Source organism: Bacillus sp. SD075, from assembly GCF_017355165.1.
Classification (GTDB): domain Bacteria; phylum Bacillota; class Bacilli; order Bacillales; family DSM-1321; genus Peribacillus.
This window is the reverse complement of the sequence record NZ_JADILK010000023.1, coordinates 38,305-55,763: the sequence shown is the minus strand read 5'-3', so window position 1 is coordinate 55,763 and position 17,459 is coordinate 38,305. Positions and strand designations below refer to the sequence as shown.

At 41.1% G+C, this 17,459-nt stretch carries 15 protein-coding genes; 10 read left to right on the top strand and 5 right to left on the bottom strand.

Annotated elements, in window-relative coordinates; translation table 11 throughout:
* Positions 1–85 precede the first annotated feature (85 nt).
* The 7 genes from IOC57_RS15765 (at position 86) to IOC57_RS15735 (ending at position 7,215) form a co-directional block, all read left to right on the top strand.
* Complete coding sequence (locus tag IOC57_RS15765; protein ID WP_207439615.1) at positions 86–1,471, top strand: protoporphyrinogen oxidase; 1,386 nt, start codon at positions 86–88, stop codon at positions 1,469–1,471.
* 169 nt (positions 1,472–1,640) lie between these two features.
* A complete protein-coding gene (locus IOC57_RS15760) occupies positions 1,641–2,183 on the top strand; it encodes a helix-turn-helix domain-containing protein (RefSeq protein ID WP_207439614.1) in 543 nt (180 codons plus the stop codon).
* Between the two features lie 63 nt (positions 2,184–2,246).
* Complete coding sequence (locus tag IOC57_RS15755) at positions 2,247–3,356, top strand: ABC transporter ATP-binding protein (protein ID WP_207439613.1); 1,110 nt, start codon at positions 2,247–2,249, stop codon at positions 3,354–3,356.
* Entirely contained in the window at positions 3,346–4,149 is an 804-nt protein-coding gene (locus tag IOC57_RS15750) for an ABC transporter permease (RefSeq protein ID WP_207439612.1), read from the top strand. The genes IOC57_RS15755 and IOC57_RS15750 overlap by 11 nt, the downstream gene beginning before the upstream one ends.
* A 1-nt stretch (position 4,150) precedes the next feature.
* On the top strand, positions 4,151–4,954 hold the full coding sequence (locus IOC57_RS15745) for an ABC transporter permease (RefSeq protein WP_207439611.1): 804 nt from the start codon (positions 4,151–4,153) through the stop codon (positions 4,952–4,954).
* Positions 4,951–6,024 carry an ABC transporter substrate-binding protein gene (locus tag IOC57_RS15740; RefSeq protein WP_207439610.1) on the top strand — a complete coding sequence of 358 codons (1,074 nt, stop codon included), beginning with the start codon at positions 4,951–4,953 and terminating at the stop codon, positions 6,022–6,024. The genes IOC57_RS15745 and IOC57_RS15740 overlap by 4 nt, the downstream gene beginning before the upstream one ends.
* Positions 6,025–6,324: 300 nt before the next feature.
* A complete protein-coding gene (locus IOC57_RS15735; RefSeq protein WP_207439609.1) occupies positions 6,325–7,215 on the top strand; it encodes a peptidylprolyl isomerase in 891 nt (296 codons plus the stop codon).
* A gap of 68 nt (positions 7,216–7,283) precedes the next feature.
* Here the strand turns inward: IOC57_RS15735 and IOC57_RS15730 are convergent, their stop codons facing one another.
* A complete protein-coding gene (locus IOC57_RS15730; protein WP_207439608.1) occupies positions 7,284–7,808 on the bottom strand; it encodes a YtxH domain-containing protein in 525 nt (174 codons plus the stop codon).
* A gap of 171 nt (positions 7,809–7,979) precedes the next feature.
* On the opposite strand from IOC57_RS15730, the gene IOC57_RS15725 reads away from it, so the two are divergent.
* Both IOC57_RS15725 and IOC57_RS15720 read left to right on the top strand, forming a co-directional pair.
* Entirely contained in the window at positions 7,980–8,444 is a 465-nt protein-coding gene (locus tag IOC57_RS15725) for a MarR family winged helix-turn-helix transcriptional regulator (protein WP_207439607.1), read from the top strand.
* Positions 8,445–11,561, top strand: coding sequence for an MMPL family transporter (locus tag IOC57_RS15720; protein ID WP_207439606.1), 3,117 nt, complete (start codon positions 8,445–8,447; stop codon positions 11,559–11,561).
* Between the two features lie 118 nt (positions 11,562–11,679).
* Here the strand turns inward: IOC57_RS15720 and IOC57_RS15715 are convergent, their stop codons facing one another.
* From IOC57_RS15715 to nagA, 4 genes are all read right to left on the bottom strand, one after another.
* Positions 11,680–12,402, bottom strand: coding sequence for an SIS domain-containing protein (locus IOC57_RS15715; protein WP_207439605.1), 723 nt, complete (start codon positions 12,400–12,402; stop codon positions 11,680–11,682).
* A 63-nt stretch (positions 12,403–12,465) separates the two neighbouring features.
* Positions 12,466–13,188: a GntR family transcriptional regulator gene (locus tag IOC57_RS15710; RefSeq protein ID WP_207439604.1), complete on the bottom strand. Its 723-nt coding sequence runs from the start codon at positions 13,186–13,188 to the stop codon at positions 12,466–12,468.
* 15 nt (positions 13,189–13,203) lie between these two features.
* Positions 13,204–13,938 (bottom strand): glucosamine-6-phosphate deaminase, encoded by a 735-nt coding sequence (nagB, locus tag IOC57_RS15705; protein WP_207439603.1) that lies wholly within the window; start codon positions 13,936–13,938, stop codon positions 13,204–13,206.
* Positions 13,935–15,116 carry an N-acetylglucosamine-6-phosphate deacetylase gene (gene nagA / locus IOC57_RS15700; protein ID WP_207439602.1) on the bottom strand — a complete coding sequence of 394 codons (1,182 nt, stop codon included), beginning with the start codon at positions 15,114–15,116 and terminating at the stop codon, positions 13,935–13,937. Before nagA ends, nagB begins: the two co-directional genes overlap by 4 nt.
* A 311-nt stretch (positions 15,117–15,427) precedes the next feature.
* Between nagA and nagE the strand changes: the two genes are divergently transcribed.
* Complete coding sequence (gene nagE / locus IOC57_RS15695) at positions 15,428–17,338, top strand: N-acetylglucosamine-specific PTS transporter subunit IIBC (RefSeq protein WP_207439601.1); 1,911 nt, start codon at positions 15,428–15,430, stop codon at positions 17,336–17,338.
* The last annotated feature ends 121 nt before the right edge of the window (positions 17,339–17,459 follow it).

Sequence of the window (17,459 nt, the reverse complement as noted above, 5' to 3'; positions counted from 1 at the left end):
ATTTAGAAGGGCCGCTTTTAATAATGCCGCTGCCTTATGGTACACTTTACTTAATGCAAAATTCGTTAATCGAGGTGTAGTCCTAATGAAAACAGTCGTAGTCATAGGTGGAGGCATTACCGGTTTATCAACCATGTATTTTTTACAAAAATCAGTTAAAGCGAGGAGCCTTTCCGTACGATTAGTATTAATAGAAGGAAAGGAGGAACTTGGCGGTAAAATAAGGACAGTGCACAATGGTCCTTTTAAAATTGAAGCGGGTGCCGATTCGATTGTCGCCAGAAAACAAAATATAAAACCATTTCTTAAGGAATTGAACCTAGATGATCAAGTTGTCTATAATGCCACGGGAAAATCATTTATCCATACAGATGGGATGCTGAAGGGAATCCCGGAAGATACCCTATTCGGAATCCCGATGAGTCTGGAGTCGCTGGTGAAAAGTGATCTGGTTTCCGCCCAAGGGAAGGTTGACGCCTTAAAGGATTTCTATACAAAAAATGAGACGTTTACAAAGAATGATTCAATCGGTTTATTTCTTGAAAGCTTCTTAGGTAAGGAATTGGTGCAAAAGCAGATATCGCCTGTCCTATCGGGTGTTTACTCAGGAAATTTGAATGAATTGACCATTGCCAAAACACTGCCAGAGATGCTGGATTATAAAAATGAATATGGCAGTATAATACGCGGTCTGAATGAAAATAAGCAGAAATACCAAAGCAAGGGAAATAAGAAGTTTCTTTCGTTTAAAAATGGCTTATCAACCTTGGTTGAACGAATTGAGGAAAGCCTCGATAAGGTGGAGATTTTAAAAGGGGTCAGTGTAGGTGAAATTAGAAGAAATGATGAGGGGTATATCCTTTCATTGGCAAACGGTGAAATGCTGGAAACGGACTTTATCGTATTGAGTACACCGCATACTGTTGCCCAGAAATTATTGGGTGATCGGGAGTTGGATGAGGACTTCGACGGCTTGATCAATAGTTCGATGATTAGCGTTTATCTTGGATTCGATATCCCGGACAGCATGCTTCCAAAAGACGGGACAGGTTTCATTGCAGGTGATAATAGTGATTTGATCTGCAATGCATGTACCTGGACAAGCCGGAAATGGGAGCATACTTCTGAAAACAGTCAGCTTTTGGTAAGGCTTTTTTATAAAAGCTCAAATTCGGACTATGAACGATTACGGTCCCTTACAAAACAGGAATTGATCCAGGTGGCATTACGCGACATTAAAAACAGTCTAAGCATTTCCGGGAATCCAATTACGAGTGAAGTGACGAATTGGCATGAAAATATGCCGAACTACCATATTAAACATCCTCAAATCGTCCAATCACTTGAGGAGAAAATCTCTGAGAATTATCCGAATGTTTTACTTGCGGGCTGTTCATATAATGGTGTCGGAATACCGGATTGTATTGCTGATGGGGAGAAGAAAGCGCAAGAGATATATCTGAAGTTGTAAAAGGGGGACTGCCAGGTGGCGGTCCTTCCTTTATGCATGCCGGAAATTCCGTTTGAAGTTTCCGGCAATTCATGTATAATGATATTCGTAAAATTAAACTGAAAGTTTACTTATATAAAACTTTATCTACTGTGGGTTTACTATAAGTAAACCGATTGAGGGTAATGGGATGCAAATTGGAAAAAAAATAAAGAACCTTCGCTTGAAAAAAGGATTGACCCAGGAAGAATTGGGGGAAAGAACGGATTTAAGCAAAGGATATATTTCACAGTTGGAAAGGGATCTTAGTTCCCCTTCAATTGAAACTCTTTTCAATATTTTAGAAGTACTCGGGTGCAAGCCGAAGCATTTCTTCGATGAAGAGGACCAGGTCCAAAAAGTGGTGTATGAAGAAGAAGCACAAACATTTTTCATCGATGAAGAACGCGGGTATCAAATTCAGTGGCTCGTGCCTGAGTCGAATGAGAAGGAAATGGAACCTATTCGACTGACTCTCCAGGAAAAAGGGGAGTTCAAACAATTTGAACCATCCCTGTCGGAAACATTCGGTTATGTATTAAGCGGAAGAGTCATTGTAAAGCTTGGTACACATACGTATTTCGTCAAGGCAGGGGAATCGATTTATTTTCATGCTTCAGATGAACATCAAATCATCAATGATTTTGAAGGTCAGTCCGAGTTATTACTCGTGGTGACGGAATCATACTTATAGAATTCAAAACAAATGCAATCGTTGAAGATTGATGAGTAAGGTAATGGAAAGAGGGAAGAAGCTATGGCAAACGGGAATATAATACGCTTCGATCAGGTTACGAAGCAATTTGATGATGAAACGGTAGTTCTCGATAATGTTAGTTTTGAAATCGAGAGAGGGAAGTTCTATACGCTTTTGGGTCCTTCCGGATGTGGGAAGACCACCATCCTTCGCTTGATTGCTGGATTTACGGAAGCCTCCAAAGGTGATATTTACTTTGAAGGAAAAAAGATCAATGATGTGCCAGCCAATAAAAGGCAAGTGAATACGGTATTTCAGGATTATGCACTTTTTCCGCATTTAAATGTGTTTGAAAATGTGGCATTTGGTCTTCGGATTAAAAAAATGAAGAATTCGGAAGTGGAAATCAAAGTGAAGGAAGCCCTAAGCTTTGTTAACTTGGAGGGATATGAAAAACGGGAAATCAGGGAAATGTCCGGCGGTCAGCGGCAACGGGTAGCGATTGCCAGGGCGATTGTTAATGAACCTGAAGTCATCCTTCTGGATGAACCGCTATCTGCCCTCGATTTGAAATTACGTACAGAAATGCAATATGAATTGCGGGAACTGCAACAGAGACTTGGAATCACGTTTATCTTCGTCACTCACGACCAAGAGGAAGCATTAGCGATGTCAGATGAGATTTTTGTCCTTAACAAAGGGAAAATTCAGCAAAGTGGGACCCCTACGGATATTTATGATGAACCGCTGAATCGGTTCGTTGCTGATTTCATCGGTGAATCTAATATTGTAAAAGGAAAAATGATTGAAGATTACCGTGTGGAATTCGTCGGCAGACAGTTTGAATGTGTCGACCAAGGGTTGAACCGTAATGAAGCTGTCGATATTGTCATCCGCCCGGAAGATTTAGAGATCACTTCCGTCGAACGTGGAAAGCTGCAAGTTCGGGTGGACTCACAGCTATTTCGCGGTGTTCATTATGAAATCAGCTGTTATGACCATGATGGAAATGAGTGGCTTGTCCAATCAACGAAAAAAGTGGCAGTTGGAGATGAAATAGGTCTTTATTTCGATCCAGAATCGATTCATGTCATGAGATTGGGTGAAACTGAAGAAGAATTCGATAAGCGTCTGGAAGCGTATCATGATGGGGAAAGTCATGAAGAATAAAATATCCCGGAATATTTACTTCATACCTTATGTCTTATGGATTGCTTTATTTGTGATCGCACCCATTTTGTTAATCCTTTACTATTCCTTCTTTGACATTGAAGGCAATCTATCTTTGATAAACTATCAAAAGTTTTTTACGCAAGTATATTTAAAAATGACTTTAAGCTCATTTTGGTATGCTTTCCTGATAACGGGAATATCCCTTTTAGTCGCCTACCCGACCGCATATTTGTTAACGAAAACCAAGCATAAGCAGTTGTGGCTTTTGCTGATTATCGTGCCTTCCTGGATCAATTTACTTTTGAAGGCTTATGCCTTCATTGGTATTTTTGGCACGTATGGTGTGGCGAATGGTTTTCTAGAGGCTGTAGGAATCGGAAAGCAGCAGATTCTCTTTACGGATTTCAGCTTCATATTCGTTTCGGTTTATATTTTCATCCCGTTTATGATCTTACCGATATTCAATGCGCTTGATAAAATGAGTCCAACCCTTTTGGATGCGGCCAATGACTTGGGAGCGTCCCGCTGGATGACATTCCGCCGTGTCATTTTTCCATTGACGTTAAATGGTGTAAAGACGGGATGCCAGGTGGTCTTCATCCCGGCACTTTCATTGTTCATGCTTACAAGACTGATTGCCGGTAACCGCGTGATTACGCTTGGTACAGCTATCGAGCAGCATTTCCTTGTGACACAGGATTGGGGAATGGGTTCAACAATCGCGGTATTTTTGATTATTATAATGTTCCTGATTATGTTTGTAACGGGAAACCGAAAGCAGGGTGTGTAAATTGGGCAATAAATTATCACCAATATCAAAAGCGTTTCTCGTTTTGATTTTTCTCATACTCTATGCACCGATTTTCTTTTTAGTCTTTTACTCTTTTAACAGCGGCGGAACGATGTATGACTTTAAAGGGTTCACGATGGAGTGGTACAAGGAGCTGTTCCAAAATACAAGGCTGTTGATCATTGTATTGAATACACTCGTGATTGCTTTATTATCTGCACTGATCGCAACGATCATAGGGGTGATAGGGGCGATTGGAATTCGGACCTTTACGAGCAGTAAAGCTAAGAATACGGTATTGTCATTAAATAATGTATTGATCGTCAGTCCCGATGTGATCATCGGTGCTTCCTTCCTGATTTTATTCACAATGGCCGGGATCAAGCTTGGATTCTATTCGGTATTGTTGTCGCATATCGCCTTCAGTATCCCGATCGTTGTGCTGTTGGTCCTTCCGAAACTTCAGGAAATGAGCCCTACTTTAATTGATGCGGCCCGAGATTTAGGTGCAAGCCGGTGGGATGTATTGACGAAGGTCATCCTTCCATACATCTTACCAGGTATCTTTGCTGGTTTTTTTATGGCATTGACTTATTCACTTGATGATTTTGCGGTTACGTTCTTTGTGACCGGTAATGGCTTCTCCACTCTTTCTGTGGAAATCTATTCCTTGGCCCGCCGAGGGATTTCATTGAATATCAATGCACTATCGACATTGCTGTTCGTCGTGACGCTGCTGCTGGTTATCGTATATTACTTTATAACCCAACGTGTAAGGCAAATGGGAATGGGGGGGAAACGATGAAAAGGCTTGTCCAAATGTTATTGATCATTTCCCTCGTATCCGCTTTGCTGCTATATGCGATTTCAAGATTGAATTCATCGCAGGGGTTTACGAGCAGCAATACGCTTACCATCTATAATTGGGGCGATTACATCGATACGGATCTCATCGAACGTTTTGAAGAAGAAACAGGAATAAAGGTCATTTATGAGACGTTCGATTCGAATGAGGCAATGATGACTAAAATCGAACAGGGCGGTACGACTTATGATATTGCCATTCCGTCTGAGTATATGATCGATAAGATGAGGCAAGAAGACTTATTGGTTCCCTTGGATCATTCCAAGCTACCGAATTTGAAAAATATCGATGAGCGATTCATCGATCTGCCATTCGATCCGGAGAATAAATATTCCGTGCCATATTTCTGGGGAACGGTTGGAATTGTTTACAATTCCAAGATGCTCGGTGGCAAAGAAATAACAGCCTGGGCGGATTTATGGGATAAAGATTTAAAAAATGAAATCCTTTTGACGGATGGGGCGAGAGAAGTGATGGGCATGGGTCTGAACTCTTTGAATTATTCATTGAATGACATGGATGAAGACCACCTTCAAGAGGCAAAATCCAAACTTGATGCCCTCACCCCGAATATTAAAGCGATAGTAGGAGATGAAAGCCGCATGCTATTGGAGGCCCAGGAAGCGGCGATTGGCCTTGTTTGGTCGGGAGTTGCTTCTGAAATCATGGCTGAAAATGAAGATCTCGAATACGTTGTTCCAAAAGAGGGTTCCAATTTATGGTTTGATAACATGGTCATTCCGAAAACAACCAAAAATGTCGATGCGGCTCACCAGTTCATCAACTTCATGCTTGACCCGAAAGTTGCGGCACAGAATGCTGAATATGTAAGTTACTCGACACCTAATAAAGAAGCACTGAAATATATGCCTGAAGAAGTGGTGAAGGATGAACGTTTCTATCCATCACCGGAACTGACAAAGAAATTGGAAGTGTACGAAAACCTTGGGAAGAAAAACTTGGCCCATTACAATGAACTCTTCCTTGAATTCAAGATGCATCGTAAATAACACAATAAAAAAGCATGGTGGAGGAATTCCCTCTGTATACCATGCTTTTTTTATTGTGTTTTTGGCCCTCTGTTACTTATATATCAAAAGTCGATATAACGGTATAATTTCATCCTTTGGAATGATCAATCAAAATCACAATGTGATTTGGTAAAGGAATGAAATAATCTAAATATCTGCAGGGATATAAATATGTTAGTATAATGATAGGGTTAGTACATATTAAAGGTTACAGTAAAATCTTAAGGATTAATTAATATTTCCAAGCTATCATAATAGAAAAATTAAGGGAGAGTATTCATGAAACTATTAAGAAGCACGAAAGCATATATTTGGGCAGGGAGCATTTTAATCATTTCCGGGATCATGGCATTTGCGATGGTTTCGTCCACGGATAAGACCATGGCCAGTATAGATGGCGAGAAAATCAATAAGGATGAGCTGTATGACGCGCTTGTTACGGGATACGGGGCAGATACTTTAGACCTGTTAATCACCAATAAATTGGTGGAATTGGAAGCGGAAAAAGCAGCAATTAAAATTAAGGATGAAGAAATCCAGAAAGAAATCGATACCATGGTTGAGTCCTATGGCGATGAAAAGTCGTTAAAAGAGCAATTGGAAGCAAGCGGTTCTTCCATGGAAGCCTTAAAAAAGGACATCGTGGTTTATCTGCAAACGAAAAAACTGGTCGAACCGAGAATAACCGTGACGGAAGATGAAATCAGCACGTATTTTGAAGATAATAAAGATACTTTTGCTCAAGCGGAACAAGTGGAAGCTAGTCATATTTTAGTCGAAGACGAAAAAACGGCTAAAAAAGTCGCGAAAGAAATCGCAGAGGGCGGTGATTTCGCTAAATTGGCAGCGGAATATTCCACAGATTCTGAAACGGCCGATAACGGTGGGAGCCTAGGGTATTTTGGGAAAGGTGATATGGTCGATGAGTTTGAAGATGTTGCCTTTGATCTTGATATAAATAAAGTCAGTGATCCAGTCAAATCCGATTATGGATACCATATCATAAAAGTAACCGGTAAGAAGGAAGCAAAAAAAGCTGATTTAGATGACAGTAAAGATGTAATTAAAGAAACGCTTCTTTCTGAAAGATTACAAGAGGAATATCCCGTTTGGTTAGCTGAAGTAAAAAAAGAGCATGAGATAACGAATAGATTAGAGAGTTCTAACTAAGGTTATCAAGTGAAGTGATATAAGGTACAAAAAAAAGCTGAGGCATAATGTCTCAGCTTTTTTATATATTAGAAGTTGGATGAAATGGATTTTTGGTTGGATAATCCTGATTTTTTAACGATTTCATCACTCTCTTTTTTCCCTTTATTATTATCGGATTTCAATGATTGTGATGGTGTTTCTTTCAGTTGTTTACCGGCAACAACCACTTTTGAACTGATGTCTTTCAATTCACTTGTTGCGTCTTTAGCTGTACCAAGGGCATCAGTGGAGATATCCTTTACCTCGGATACTTTACCCACCACGTCTTCATTGACGGTTTCATATAGTGTTTCAACGTCATTGATTGCCTCTTTAATCGTCTCCGTTGCCCCTTTGACTCCTGATATCATCTGTTCCTTCATTTCGCCGGGATTTTCCTTGACCTGTTCAATCATATTCATGGAGTTGTCTTTTAAAAGGACGGCTGAACGCTTTACTTTATTTCTTGTGTTGGAGTCAAGCAAGGTCAACACACCACCAACAAGCCCCCCGATTAGAATCCCTTTTAAAAGCTTGCTATTCGATTGAGTTTCGATAGTTGATTGAGTCATTTATATTTCCTCCTTTAGAATAGTAGATTGTTTGCTTACTTTGGGTTTTCCCTTATTTACCATAAGTTAAACTGGAAATAATAAACTGTCGGGGGATTGACATAATAAATAGAACAATAGTAATCTACATATAGTTAAATGACTGAACTACTTTTTTTGGGAGGTGCAACGATGGCTAATGAAAAAGTTTCTGGATTGATTGATCGATATATGAAGGTTTCCTTCTATGTCAATAAGATGGGGGAGCTTTTAATAAAAGATCAGATTTGTAATGTGCTGACGAACGAACAATACTATACCTTACGGTTCATTCAACAACAGCGGTTGTGTACATCGACGGAAATAAGTGATGCCTTTTATATTAATAAGAGTGCCGTCACGTCCAACATCAACAGGCTGGAGGGCAAAGGATTGATAGAACGGGAGCAGGACCTGGTTGACCGAAGGGTCTTTCACTTGAAGCTTTCCATAGAGGGGGAAGCATTGTTGCAGGAAACGGAAAATAAGATTCATAAATTGGTAGAGAGCGTCATGACGAAATTCGATTATGAAGAGATTGTTAAATTCCTTGATACATATGAGAGGCTTTCACAAATTTTCATTCAAATGAAGAATGAGGGAAGGGAGGAAATATAAATGAGGGGGGTCATAAAGGGAAGATGGCTGGTCATTATCGCTTGGTTTGCAATTACGGCAGGTTTATTGTTCGCGGCACCTAATATGGCGGACCTTGTCCGGAATAAGGGACAGCTGGATGTACCGGCAGAGTATTCATCTGGGATGGCCAATGAGCTAATGAAAGAGATCCAGAACGAAGATGAGTCACAAGTGGCTCTTGTATTTCACGGTGATAAGAAGTTGTCTTCCTTAGAATTGAAAGAGATTGAGATAGCGATCCAAAAGCTTGACAAGAATAAGTCAGAGCTTGGCATCAAAGAGATCATGACCCATTTTAAAGAGCCCTCGCTTAAGGAACAGTTGGTCTCGGAGAATGAATCAACCGTTTTGACATCCATCACGATGGTTAAGGGGGACCGGGAAGCTAAGGAAGTGATCGATGCCCTTTATAAAGAGTTGGAAAAAGTGGATGTCGAGCATTATTACACAAGCAGCTGGATGATCGATGAAGATCTTAATACCAATTCCCAAGAGGGGCTGAAGAAAACTGAAGGCATCACGCTTGTCTTCATTCTGGCTGTATTGCTGATAGTCTTCCGTTCAGTGGTGACACCGGTCATTCCGTTAGTAACAGTAGGCTTCACTTATTTATGTTCACAATCCATCGTCTCATTCCTGGTGGATAAATGGGACTTTCCGATTTCGTCTTACACCCAAATATTCCTGGTAGGCATTTTATTTGGAATCGGGACGGATTATTGCATCCTGCTGCTAAGTCGTTTCAAGGAGGAACTATCGTCACAAGAGTCCTTGCCTGAAGCCATCGTGGAGACATACCGAACCGCTGGTAAGACGGTCTTCTTCAGTGGGCTGACCGTAATGATTGGCTTTGCGGCAATTGGTTTTAGCACATTTAAGCTCTATCAATCTGCGGCTGCCGTTGCCATAGGGGTTTTCATTTTAATCATCGCCCTCTATACAATCGTTCCATTTTTCATGGCGGTTCTTGGCAAGAAACTATTCTGGCCGGCAAAAGGCAAGCTTAGGCATAGTGACAGTAAACTATGGGGAATTCTGGGTAACTTCTCCATGAACCGCCCATTGTTGGCGCTAATGATCGTTGCAGTCGTCTGTGTTCCCTTTTTGTTTATGTATGATGGGAAGATTTCTTATAACTCTCTTGAAGAAGCGGGTGATGATGTTCCTTCCATCATGGCATTTAATATCATTTCCGATGAATTTGGCCCGGGACAATCCATGCCAACACAGATTGTCATAAAAAATGACGAACGTATGGATTCGGAAGATTACATCGCACTTGCTGAAAAAATCAGTCAGGAAGTCGTCAAGGTGGATGAAGTCGATGTAGTTCGATCGATGACCCGTCCGACAGGTGAACCCATTAAGGACTTATTTGTCTCCAACCAAGCCGAAACTTTGGAAAAGGGAATAGGGGAAGGAAATGAAGGCATTAAACAAATCAGTGATGGATTAAAAATGGCAGGCAGTGAGCTTTCCGATTCAGGACCGCGCTTGAAGCAGGCAACGGACGGAATAGGGGGTCTCATTTCCGGGACCAATGAAATAAAGAGCGGCGTAGGTCAGGTGGAGATGGCGTTAACAAGCATTGAAGCAGGCATTCGCGAGGGGGCTTCAGGGACTGGGGATATAAAAACCGGATTGAATGAGGTCAAGGCAAACTTGGAGAAGCTCGTCACCGGAAGCGAACAACTCCTCGAAGGGTATAAACAATCAGCTAATGGGTTAAGTGAGCTCACAGGCGGATACAAAGAGATTCAAACTAACCTTACGGGCGTATCCCAAGGTCTTGCTGGTTTAAATCCTTCCTTTGAGCAAATGGAAGCCAATCATCCAGAATTACAGGCGGATGAATCCTTTCAAACGATCAAACAAACAGTACAAGGGGCCCAGGGTGGTTTGGAGCCCATGGCAGTAAGCCTTTCCGAACTCAATAGGAACCTTGGTTCAGTGTCCGGCGGTTTGAATACAATCAATCAAAATATGGAAGAAATTACAAAGGGTCAAACTTCTCTTGGGGAGGGCCTGAACCAATTGATTTCAGGTGTTGACACCTTACAAAAAGGTCTAAGCACCATGGCCAATGGTCAGGGTGAAGTCATAAATAATCTGTCAGGATTTAAAGGAGGCCTTACTAGCTTAAGTAATGGGCAGCAAGAACTCCTAAATGGTTTTTCAAGCCTAGGGGGGCAACTTACTGATTTGACAGATGGCTTAAATGAAAGTGCAGATGGTCTGAATGAAGTCCATGATGGTCTATCGTCTGCACAGGGGTATTTATCAGGATTGGCAAAAACGGATAAAACGGTAACAGGCATGTACATTCCCAAAGAAGTAGTTGAAAGCGAGGAATTCGGGGAAGCATTGAACGCGTACTTATCCGAAGATGGTAAAATCATGACCATGGATGTGGTATTCAAGGAGAATCCATATTCCAATGAAGCAATCAAGCAAATCGATTCGATTGAGGCAACCGTTGAAAGAGTAACGAAAGATACAAAGCTTGAAAATGCGCAGGTGGCGATAGGGGGAATCACAAGTACACATCATGACTTGGGCACGATGTCTGAGGAGGATTTCTCACGGACAGTCGTTTTGATGCTTTCGGGTATCGCAATCATTCTCTTTTTCATGCTGCGATCTCTGGTCATGCCAGTCTATTTGATTGTGTCGCTCGTTTTGACTTATTATACAGCGGCAGCCATTACAGAGTTGATTTTTGTTAATATTATCGGCTATGACGGCATTGGCTGGGCCGTTCCTTTCTTTGCTTTCGTCATCTTGATTGCTCTTGGCATAGACTATAGCATATTCTTAATGGATCGCTTTAACGAGTGGAAAGATAAATCGGTCAAGGAAGCGATGTTACTCTCCATGAGAAAAATGGGAACGGTGATCATCTCGGCGGCCGTCATTCTGGGCGGAACCTTTGCGGCCATGATGCCAGCAGGAGTTCTATCACTCTTGGAAATAGCCACTTTAATATTGGTGGGACTTGCTTTATATGCGTTTGTCATATTGCCATTGTTTATTCCAGTGATGGTTGCGACGTTCGGAAAAGCGAATTGGTGGCCGTTTTTAAAAAATAAGGAGTAATAGGAAGTACCCCTTAAGTTAAAGAAGGCATCCGAAATGGATGCCTTCTTTAATATTTATCGTGACTGCTTTTATGAGGAACATAAAAGCCTATGTATTCCTTTTTGGCTAAACCGTTTCATAATTGGGGGATTCTTGTTTTATATTTCGCGATGATCTTTTGATTGTGTTCATCTGCCCCTTCGATATTACTGCTTAGGAATACGGGAGGGGTCGCCCCTGATTCAATAATCGTTTGGATGACTTGTGTAAAAATCATATTGAGGAGAACGGCCCCGATCACGGTCGATCCAGAACCGAAAGATATATTATTTGACTTCAGTAATGTGTCACCTTTGGCAATATGATTGTCTATGACCAAATCAACGACGTCGTGGAGATAATGATTCTGTTTATGCCTGGAAGGACAGCTTTTGGCATACTCCGGTGATGTTAGTCCAATGACGAAGGCCCCTTTTTCTTTTGCGATAGTGGCGACATCTATGGGAACGGGATTTACGCCGGATGATGAAATGACGATACAGACATCACCAGGACGGATATTCTCATCATGCATGAATTTCTCTGAAAGGTCATTTTGCCGTTCAAGTTGGGAAGACCTTGAAGCTCCCTTAAAAAGCATCAAATCTTCAACGAAAATGGGACGAATGGCAGCTAACCCACCTGCCCGGTAGAATACCTCTTCCGTCAAAATATGGGAGTGTCCGCTTCCGAATAGATGGATGATTCCATCTGACATCACTGCTTTTGAGATATGTTCCACAGACTCCTTAATTGATTGTTTTTCCTGTTCTCTTACAAGTGTGAGTAATGCCTGCACTTCTTCAAAGTATGAGTTCATATATGTGTTACCCTCCGATTACCTTTGGCAATTAAAAGACTATAGTGATGAAAATATTAAATTTTATCTGCTTATTGTGATAGTGAACTTATACCTGTCCGCACGATAAGCCGATTTAACATATTCAAGGGGAGTTCCATCTATTAGGAACGTATGCCTTTGAATAAATAGTATGGGTGAGTGCTTTGGAATCGCTAAATGGGTGACTTCTAGTTCAGAAGCAATCGATGATTCCAATGTTTGTGTAGCATAGTCTATTTTAAGTTTAATGTAATTCTCTACATATTGGTAAAGGGAAAGGTTTATAATTTCTTCCGTTAATCCTTTAATTAAATTGGCAGACATGTACACGGTCTCGAGTGCCATTGGAACATCATCAGCCAAACGAATGCGTTTTATTTCATAAACGGGAGCATAAAGGGCAATGTTCAATTCACTGGCAATTTTCTTATCAGCCGGAATGATTTCAAAGCTCAGCAGCTTACTGCTTGGATTTAATCCCCTGGCTTTCATGTCCTCGGTAAAACTGGTCAACCCATTGAGCTGCTGCTCCAACTTCTTGTCGGCGACAAAGGTTCCCCTTCCTTTTTGACGGTATAAGTATCCGTCATTCACCAAATTATTGATGGCTTGCCGGACGGTCATCCGGCTAATTTCGAATTGCTCGGCATATTCACGTTCAGATGGAAGGGCATCGTGCGCTTGGAACTCACCGTTTTCTATTTGTCTTTTTATTTGTTCTTCGATTTGAAAATAAATCGGAAGAGGTGAGTTTTTATCAATCATCGACTTTCGCTCCTTTTAGGGTATTATCACTCCGGATAACGCTTTTTGGTCTGCGATAATTGTAACACTATTATGTTTTTTAAGGATAGATGCAGGGAATTCCTCGGAAATGTCACCGTGTATCAATTTCTTCAAGGTTTCGGCTTTTTCATCACCAGATATCAGCAGCAGAATTTCTTGGCTTTTCATGATTGTTGAAATGCCCATCGTAATGGCATGTGTAGGAACTTCGTCAATGGAATCGAAATAACGAGCATTCGCTTGGCGCGTTGAATCTTCAAGTGTTACGACATGTGTACCGGATGTGAAGGAAGTTCCAGGTTCATTAAAACCAATATGGCCATTTTGCCCTATACCAAGTATCTGAAGATCGATCCCTCCCACGGAATCAATCATTTCGTCATACCGTTTACATTCTCCGTTGGTGTCATCGGCTGTGCCGTTTGGTAGGTGAGTGCGCTCTTTATTTATATTGATGTGAGTGAATAAGGAGTCATCCATATAATAATGGTAACTGTTTGGATCATTTGATTTTAATCCGATATACTCATCAAGATTAAAAGACGTTACATTTTCATAAGAAGTATGATTACGCACGTGATCATCAATCAAGTTATCGTACATTCCTTTAGGGGTACCGCCTGTTGCAAGGCCCAATTTGATATTTGAATTTGCTTTGAGTTTTCCGATCACCATTTCTGCAGCTGTCCGGCTCATTTCCATATAGTCCTGCACTTGTATGATTTTCATGATACATTCTCCTTTTTAAAAGCTAAATTTCCTCTGCAGAACGTCATTTCAACGTCCAGGCAGTCATTCAATATTACAAGATCGGCGTCTTTGCCGACCTGGATGCTTCCTTTTCTGTCAAATACCCGAAGCTGTTTGGCAGGGTTTTCTGCTGTCATTTTTATAATGTCAGTCATGGAACAATCGGTATACTCTAATGTGTTCTTGATGGCATCATTCATCTTCAATATACTGCCTGCTAGTGTACCGTTTGAAAGCGTTGCTTTCGTTTCGTTAACATACACAGGCTGACCACCTAAATCATAGGTTCCCTTTTCAAGCCATTTGGCACGAAGCGAGTCCGTAATCAAGATCATGCGTTCACTGGTAATCTGGTTATATGCCAGCTTCACCATTTCCGGCCTGCAGTGAATGCCGTCAGCAATAAGTTCAACATATAGCTCGTCTCGAAGATAAGCAGCTCCCAAAACACCAGGTTCGCGGTGATGGAGTCCACGCATACCATTATAAAGATGTGTAACGTGGGTAGTCCCTGCCTGTATAGCTTCATCTATCTGGTCATATGTTGCATCTGAATGTCCAATGGAAGCGACGACGCCAGTTTCCCTTAAGTGAGCGGCAAGATCTAATCCGTTTGGTTGTTCAGGAGCAAGCGTAACAAGCTTGATTTGATTTTCGGCCATTACCTGCCACCTTTTAAATAGAGTGACATCAGGATCAACGATATACTCCTCAGGCTGTGCTCCTTTACGGGCAGGTGAAATGAAAGGACCTTCTAAATGGATCCCAACTATTTCGGCGGTTGCTTGAGTTTGATTTTTGATATATTTACCAGCATTAAGAAGTGCTGATTCAATGGCTTCGGTAGATTGAGTCATTGTAGTGGCCAGAAAGCTGGTGGTTCCTTCCTTTGGAAGAGTCTCTGCCATTGTGGATAATGCTTCATGTGTGGCATCCATTGCATCGGAATTGGATACTCCGTGGATATGAATGTCGATGGCACCGGGAATTACCTGATAATCCGGTGAAAGAGTAATTACCTTGGCATCATCATCCTGTTTGTATTGGCTGGCAGGACCAATTTCGGCAATTTTTCCATCCACGACTTTAATATATCCATTTTTGTATGTTTCCTTTTCTCCATGAACTATTAGATTATTAATAATGAATGTTTTCATACATAATCTCCTTTATGAAAGTAAAACTTAATGAATGAGTCATGAAATGGTCTCATATATTTTGCCCTCATTTTATCGTTTTTATTAAAAGTTGTCTAGACCAGTTAAGGGGTATTAAGAATAAAAAAGACCTATTTGCTTTATTTTCGAAGAATAGAGTAGATTTTCAAGTGAATTGGTATAGACATCTATATGTTTTCTGTGCTAGTATAAGCCAAAGAAAAGTTATTATATTGATAAAATGAAAACGCTTTATACGTCTTTTCGTTCTGCTGAATTAAAAGAAGTTAGGAACAAGGGAGATGAGTTCGATGTTAAATTTTTTACAAAAGATTGGGAAAGCTTTAATGTTACCGATTGCCGTTTTGCCAGCAGCGGCTTTATTGCTTCGTTTAGGGCAACCGGATTTACTTGATATTCCCTTTATGGCTGCCTCGGGACAAGCGATTTTTGATAACCTTGCCATATTGTTCGCTTTAGGTATAGCGATTGGATTATCTAAAGATGGAAGCGGTGCAGCGGCATTAGCAGGTCTTGTTGGTTACTTTGTTTTAACGAATGGTACACAAGCGATTAATAAAGATATCAACATGGCTGTTTTAGGCGGTATTATATCGGGTATAGTTGCAGCTCTTCTGTATAATAGATACTCCGACATTAGACTCCCCGAATGGCTTGGATTCTTTTCAGGGAAACGATTTGTCCCGATCATCACTTCGCTTATGATGATCATACTTGCGGGAATATTCGGTTTTGTTTGGCCGCCGATTCAAGATGTAATTAATAGTGTCGGCGACTGGATTACAGGTGCAGGGGCATTGGGTGCCGGCGTATTCGGCGTATTGAATCGCTTATTGCTTCCGGTAGGATTGCATCATGTCTTGAATAGTATGGTTTGGTTCGTTTTTGGTGAATACAATGGAGCGACAGGTGATATAAATCGTTTCTTCGCAGGGGACCCGACTGCGGGGCCATTCATGACCGGCTTTTTCCCGATCATGATGTTCGGCCTTCCAGCTGCAGCATTAGCGATGATTGCAGCTGCTAAGAAAGAGAAACGCAAATTGGTGACGGGGATGCTTGTTGGGTTAGCTTTCACTTCTTTCCTTACAGGAATCACTGAACCCATTGAATTTCTGTTCATGTTCATCGCACCGGTGTTATATGTAATACATGCCCTTTTAACCGGGGTTTCTCTGGCATTGGCCGTCATATTGGACATCCATCATGGTTTTGGATTCTCCGCAGGAGCCATTGATTATTTCTTGAACTTTGGTATAGCGCAAAAACCACTATGGTTAATACCGATTGGCTTAGTATACGCGGCCGTTTACTTCGTGATTTTCTATTTTGTCATCAAGATCATGGATTTAAAAACACCTGGCCGTGAAGACGATGAAGAAGTTGTGGAAGAAGAAACTATTGTGAAAACAGGGGATAAATATACCGATATGGGATCGCTGTTCATTCAAGATCTTGGCGGCAGAGAGAATATAATGCTAATTGATAACTGTGCAACACGCTTACGTTTACAAGTGGCCGATTCAGGAGATGTGAATGAAGCAGCCTTAAAAAGGCATGGTGCGCGCGGTGTCATGAAGTTAAATAAATCGAGTGTGCAGGTCATTGTTGGAACGAATGTTGAATTCGTTGCAAATGCGATGAAACAACTTATCAAGAATGGCGTTGACCCAAGCCAAGTAAAAACAAGTCCATCTGCACAAGTGGCAGAGGATAGAATGGAAGAAAATCAAGATTTAGGTGTAAATGACTTTGTCCTTCCAATTGAAGGAAACGTTTTACCGATCGAACAAGTTCCCGATCAAGTGTTTGCTATGAAAATGATGGGGGATGGCTTTGCTATCGAGCCAGTCAACGGAAAACTAGTATCCCCAATCGATGGGGAAGTCCTAAGTATCTTCCCGACAAATCATGCACTGGGATTGAAAATGGATAATGGCCTGGAAATTCTGATCCACGTTGGCTTGGATACAGTTAAATTAAATGGAGAAGGGTTTACATCTCTTGTGCAAGAAGGTCAAAGGATAACAAAAGGAACACCTCTTTTGGAAATTGATTTAGATTTTATAAAACGGAATGCACCATCAACGATTACTCCTATTATATTCACTAACTTACCTGAAGGAACGGCAGTGAAATTGCAAAAGCCAGGGATGCAGCAACAAAATACAGCGGATATCATCCAGTTGGAAAAACTATAAATCTGTAAAAAAAGGGGTGTCGACTTGTCGACATCCCTTTAGACTTTAGACTGTAGACAAACTCAAAAAAAAGCGAGTTGAACTGCAGTTTTTTTATGGCTTACAATTTGGTGTTGAGTAC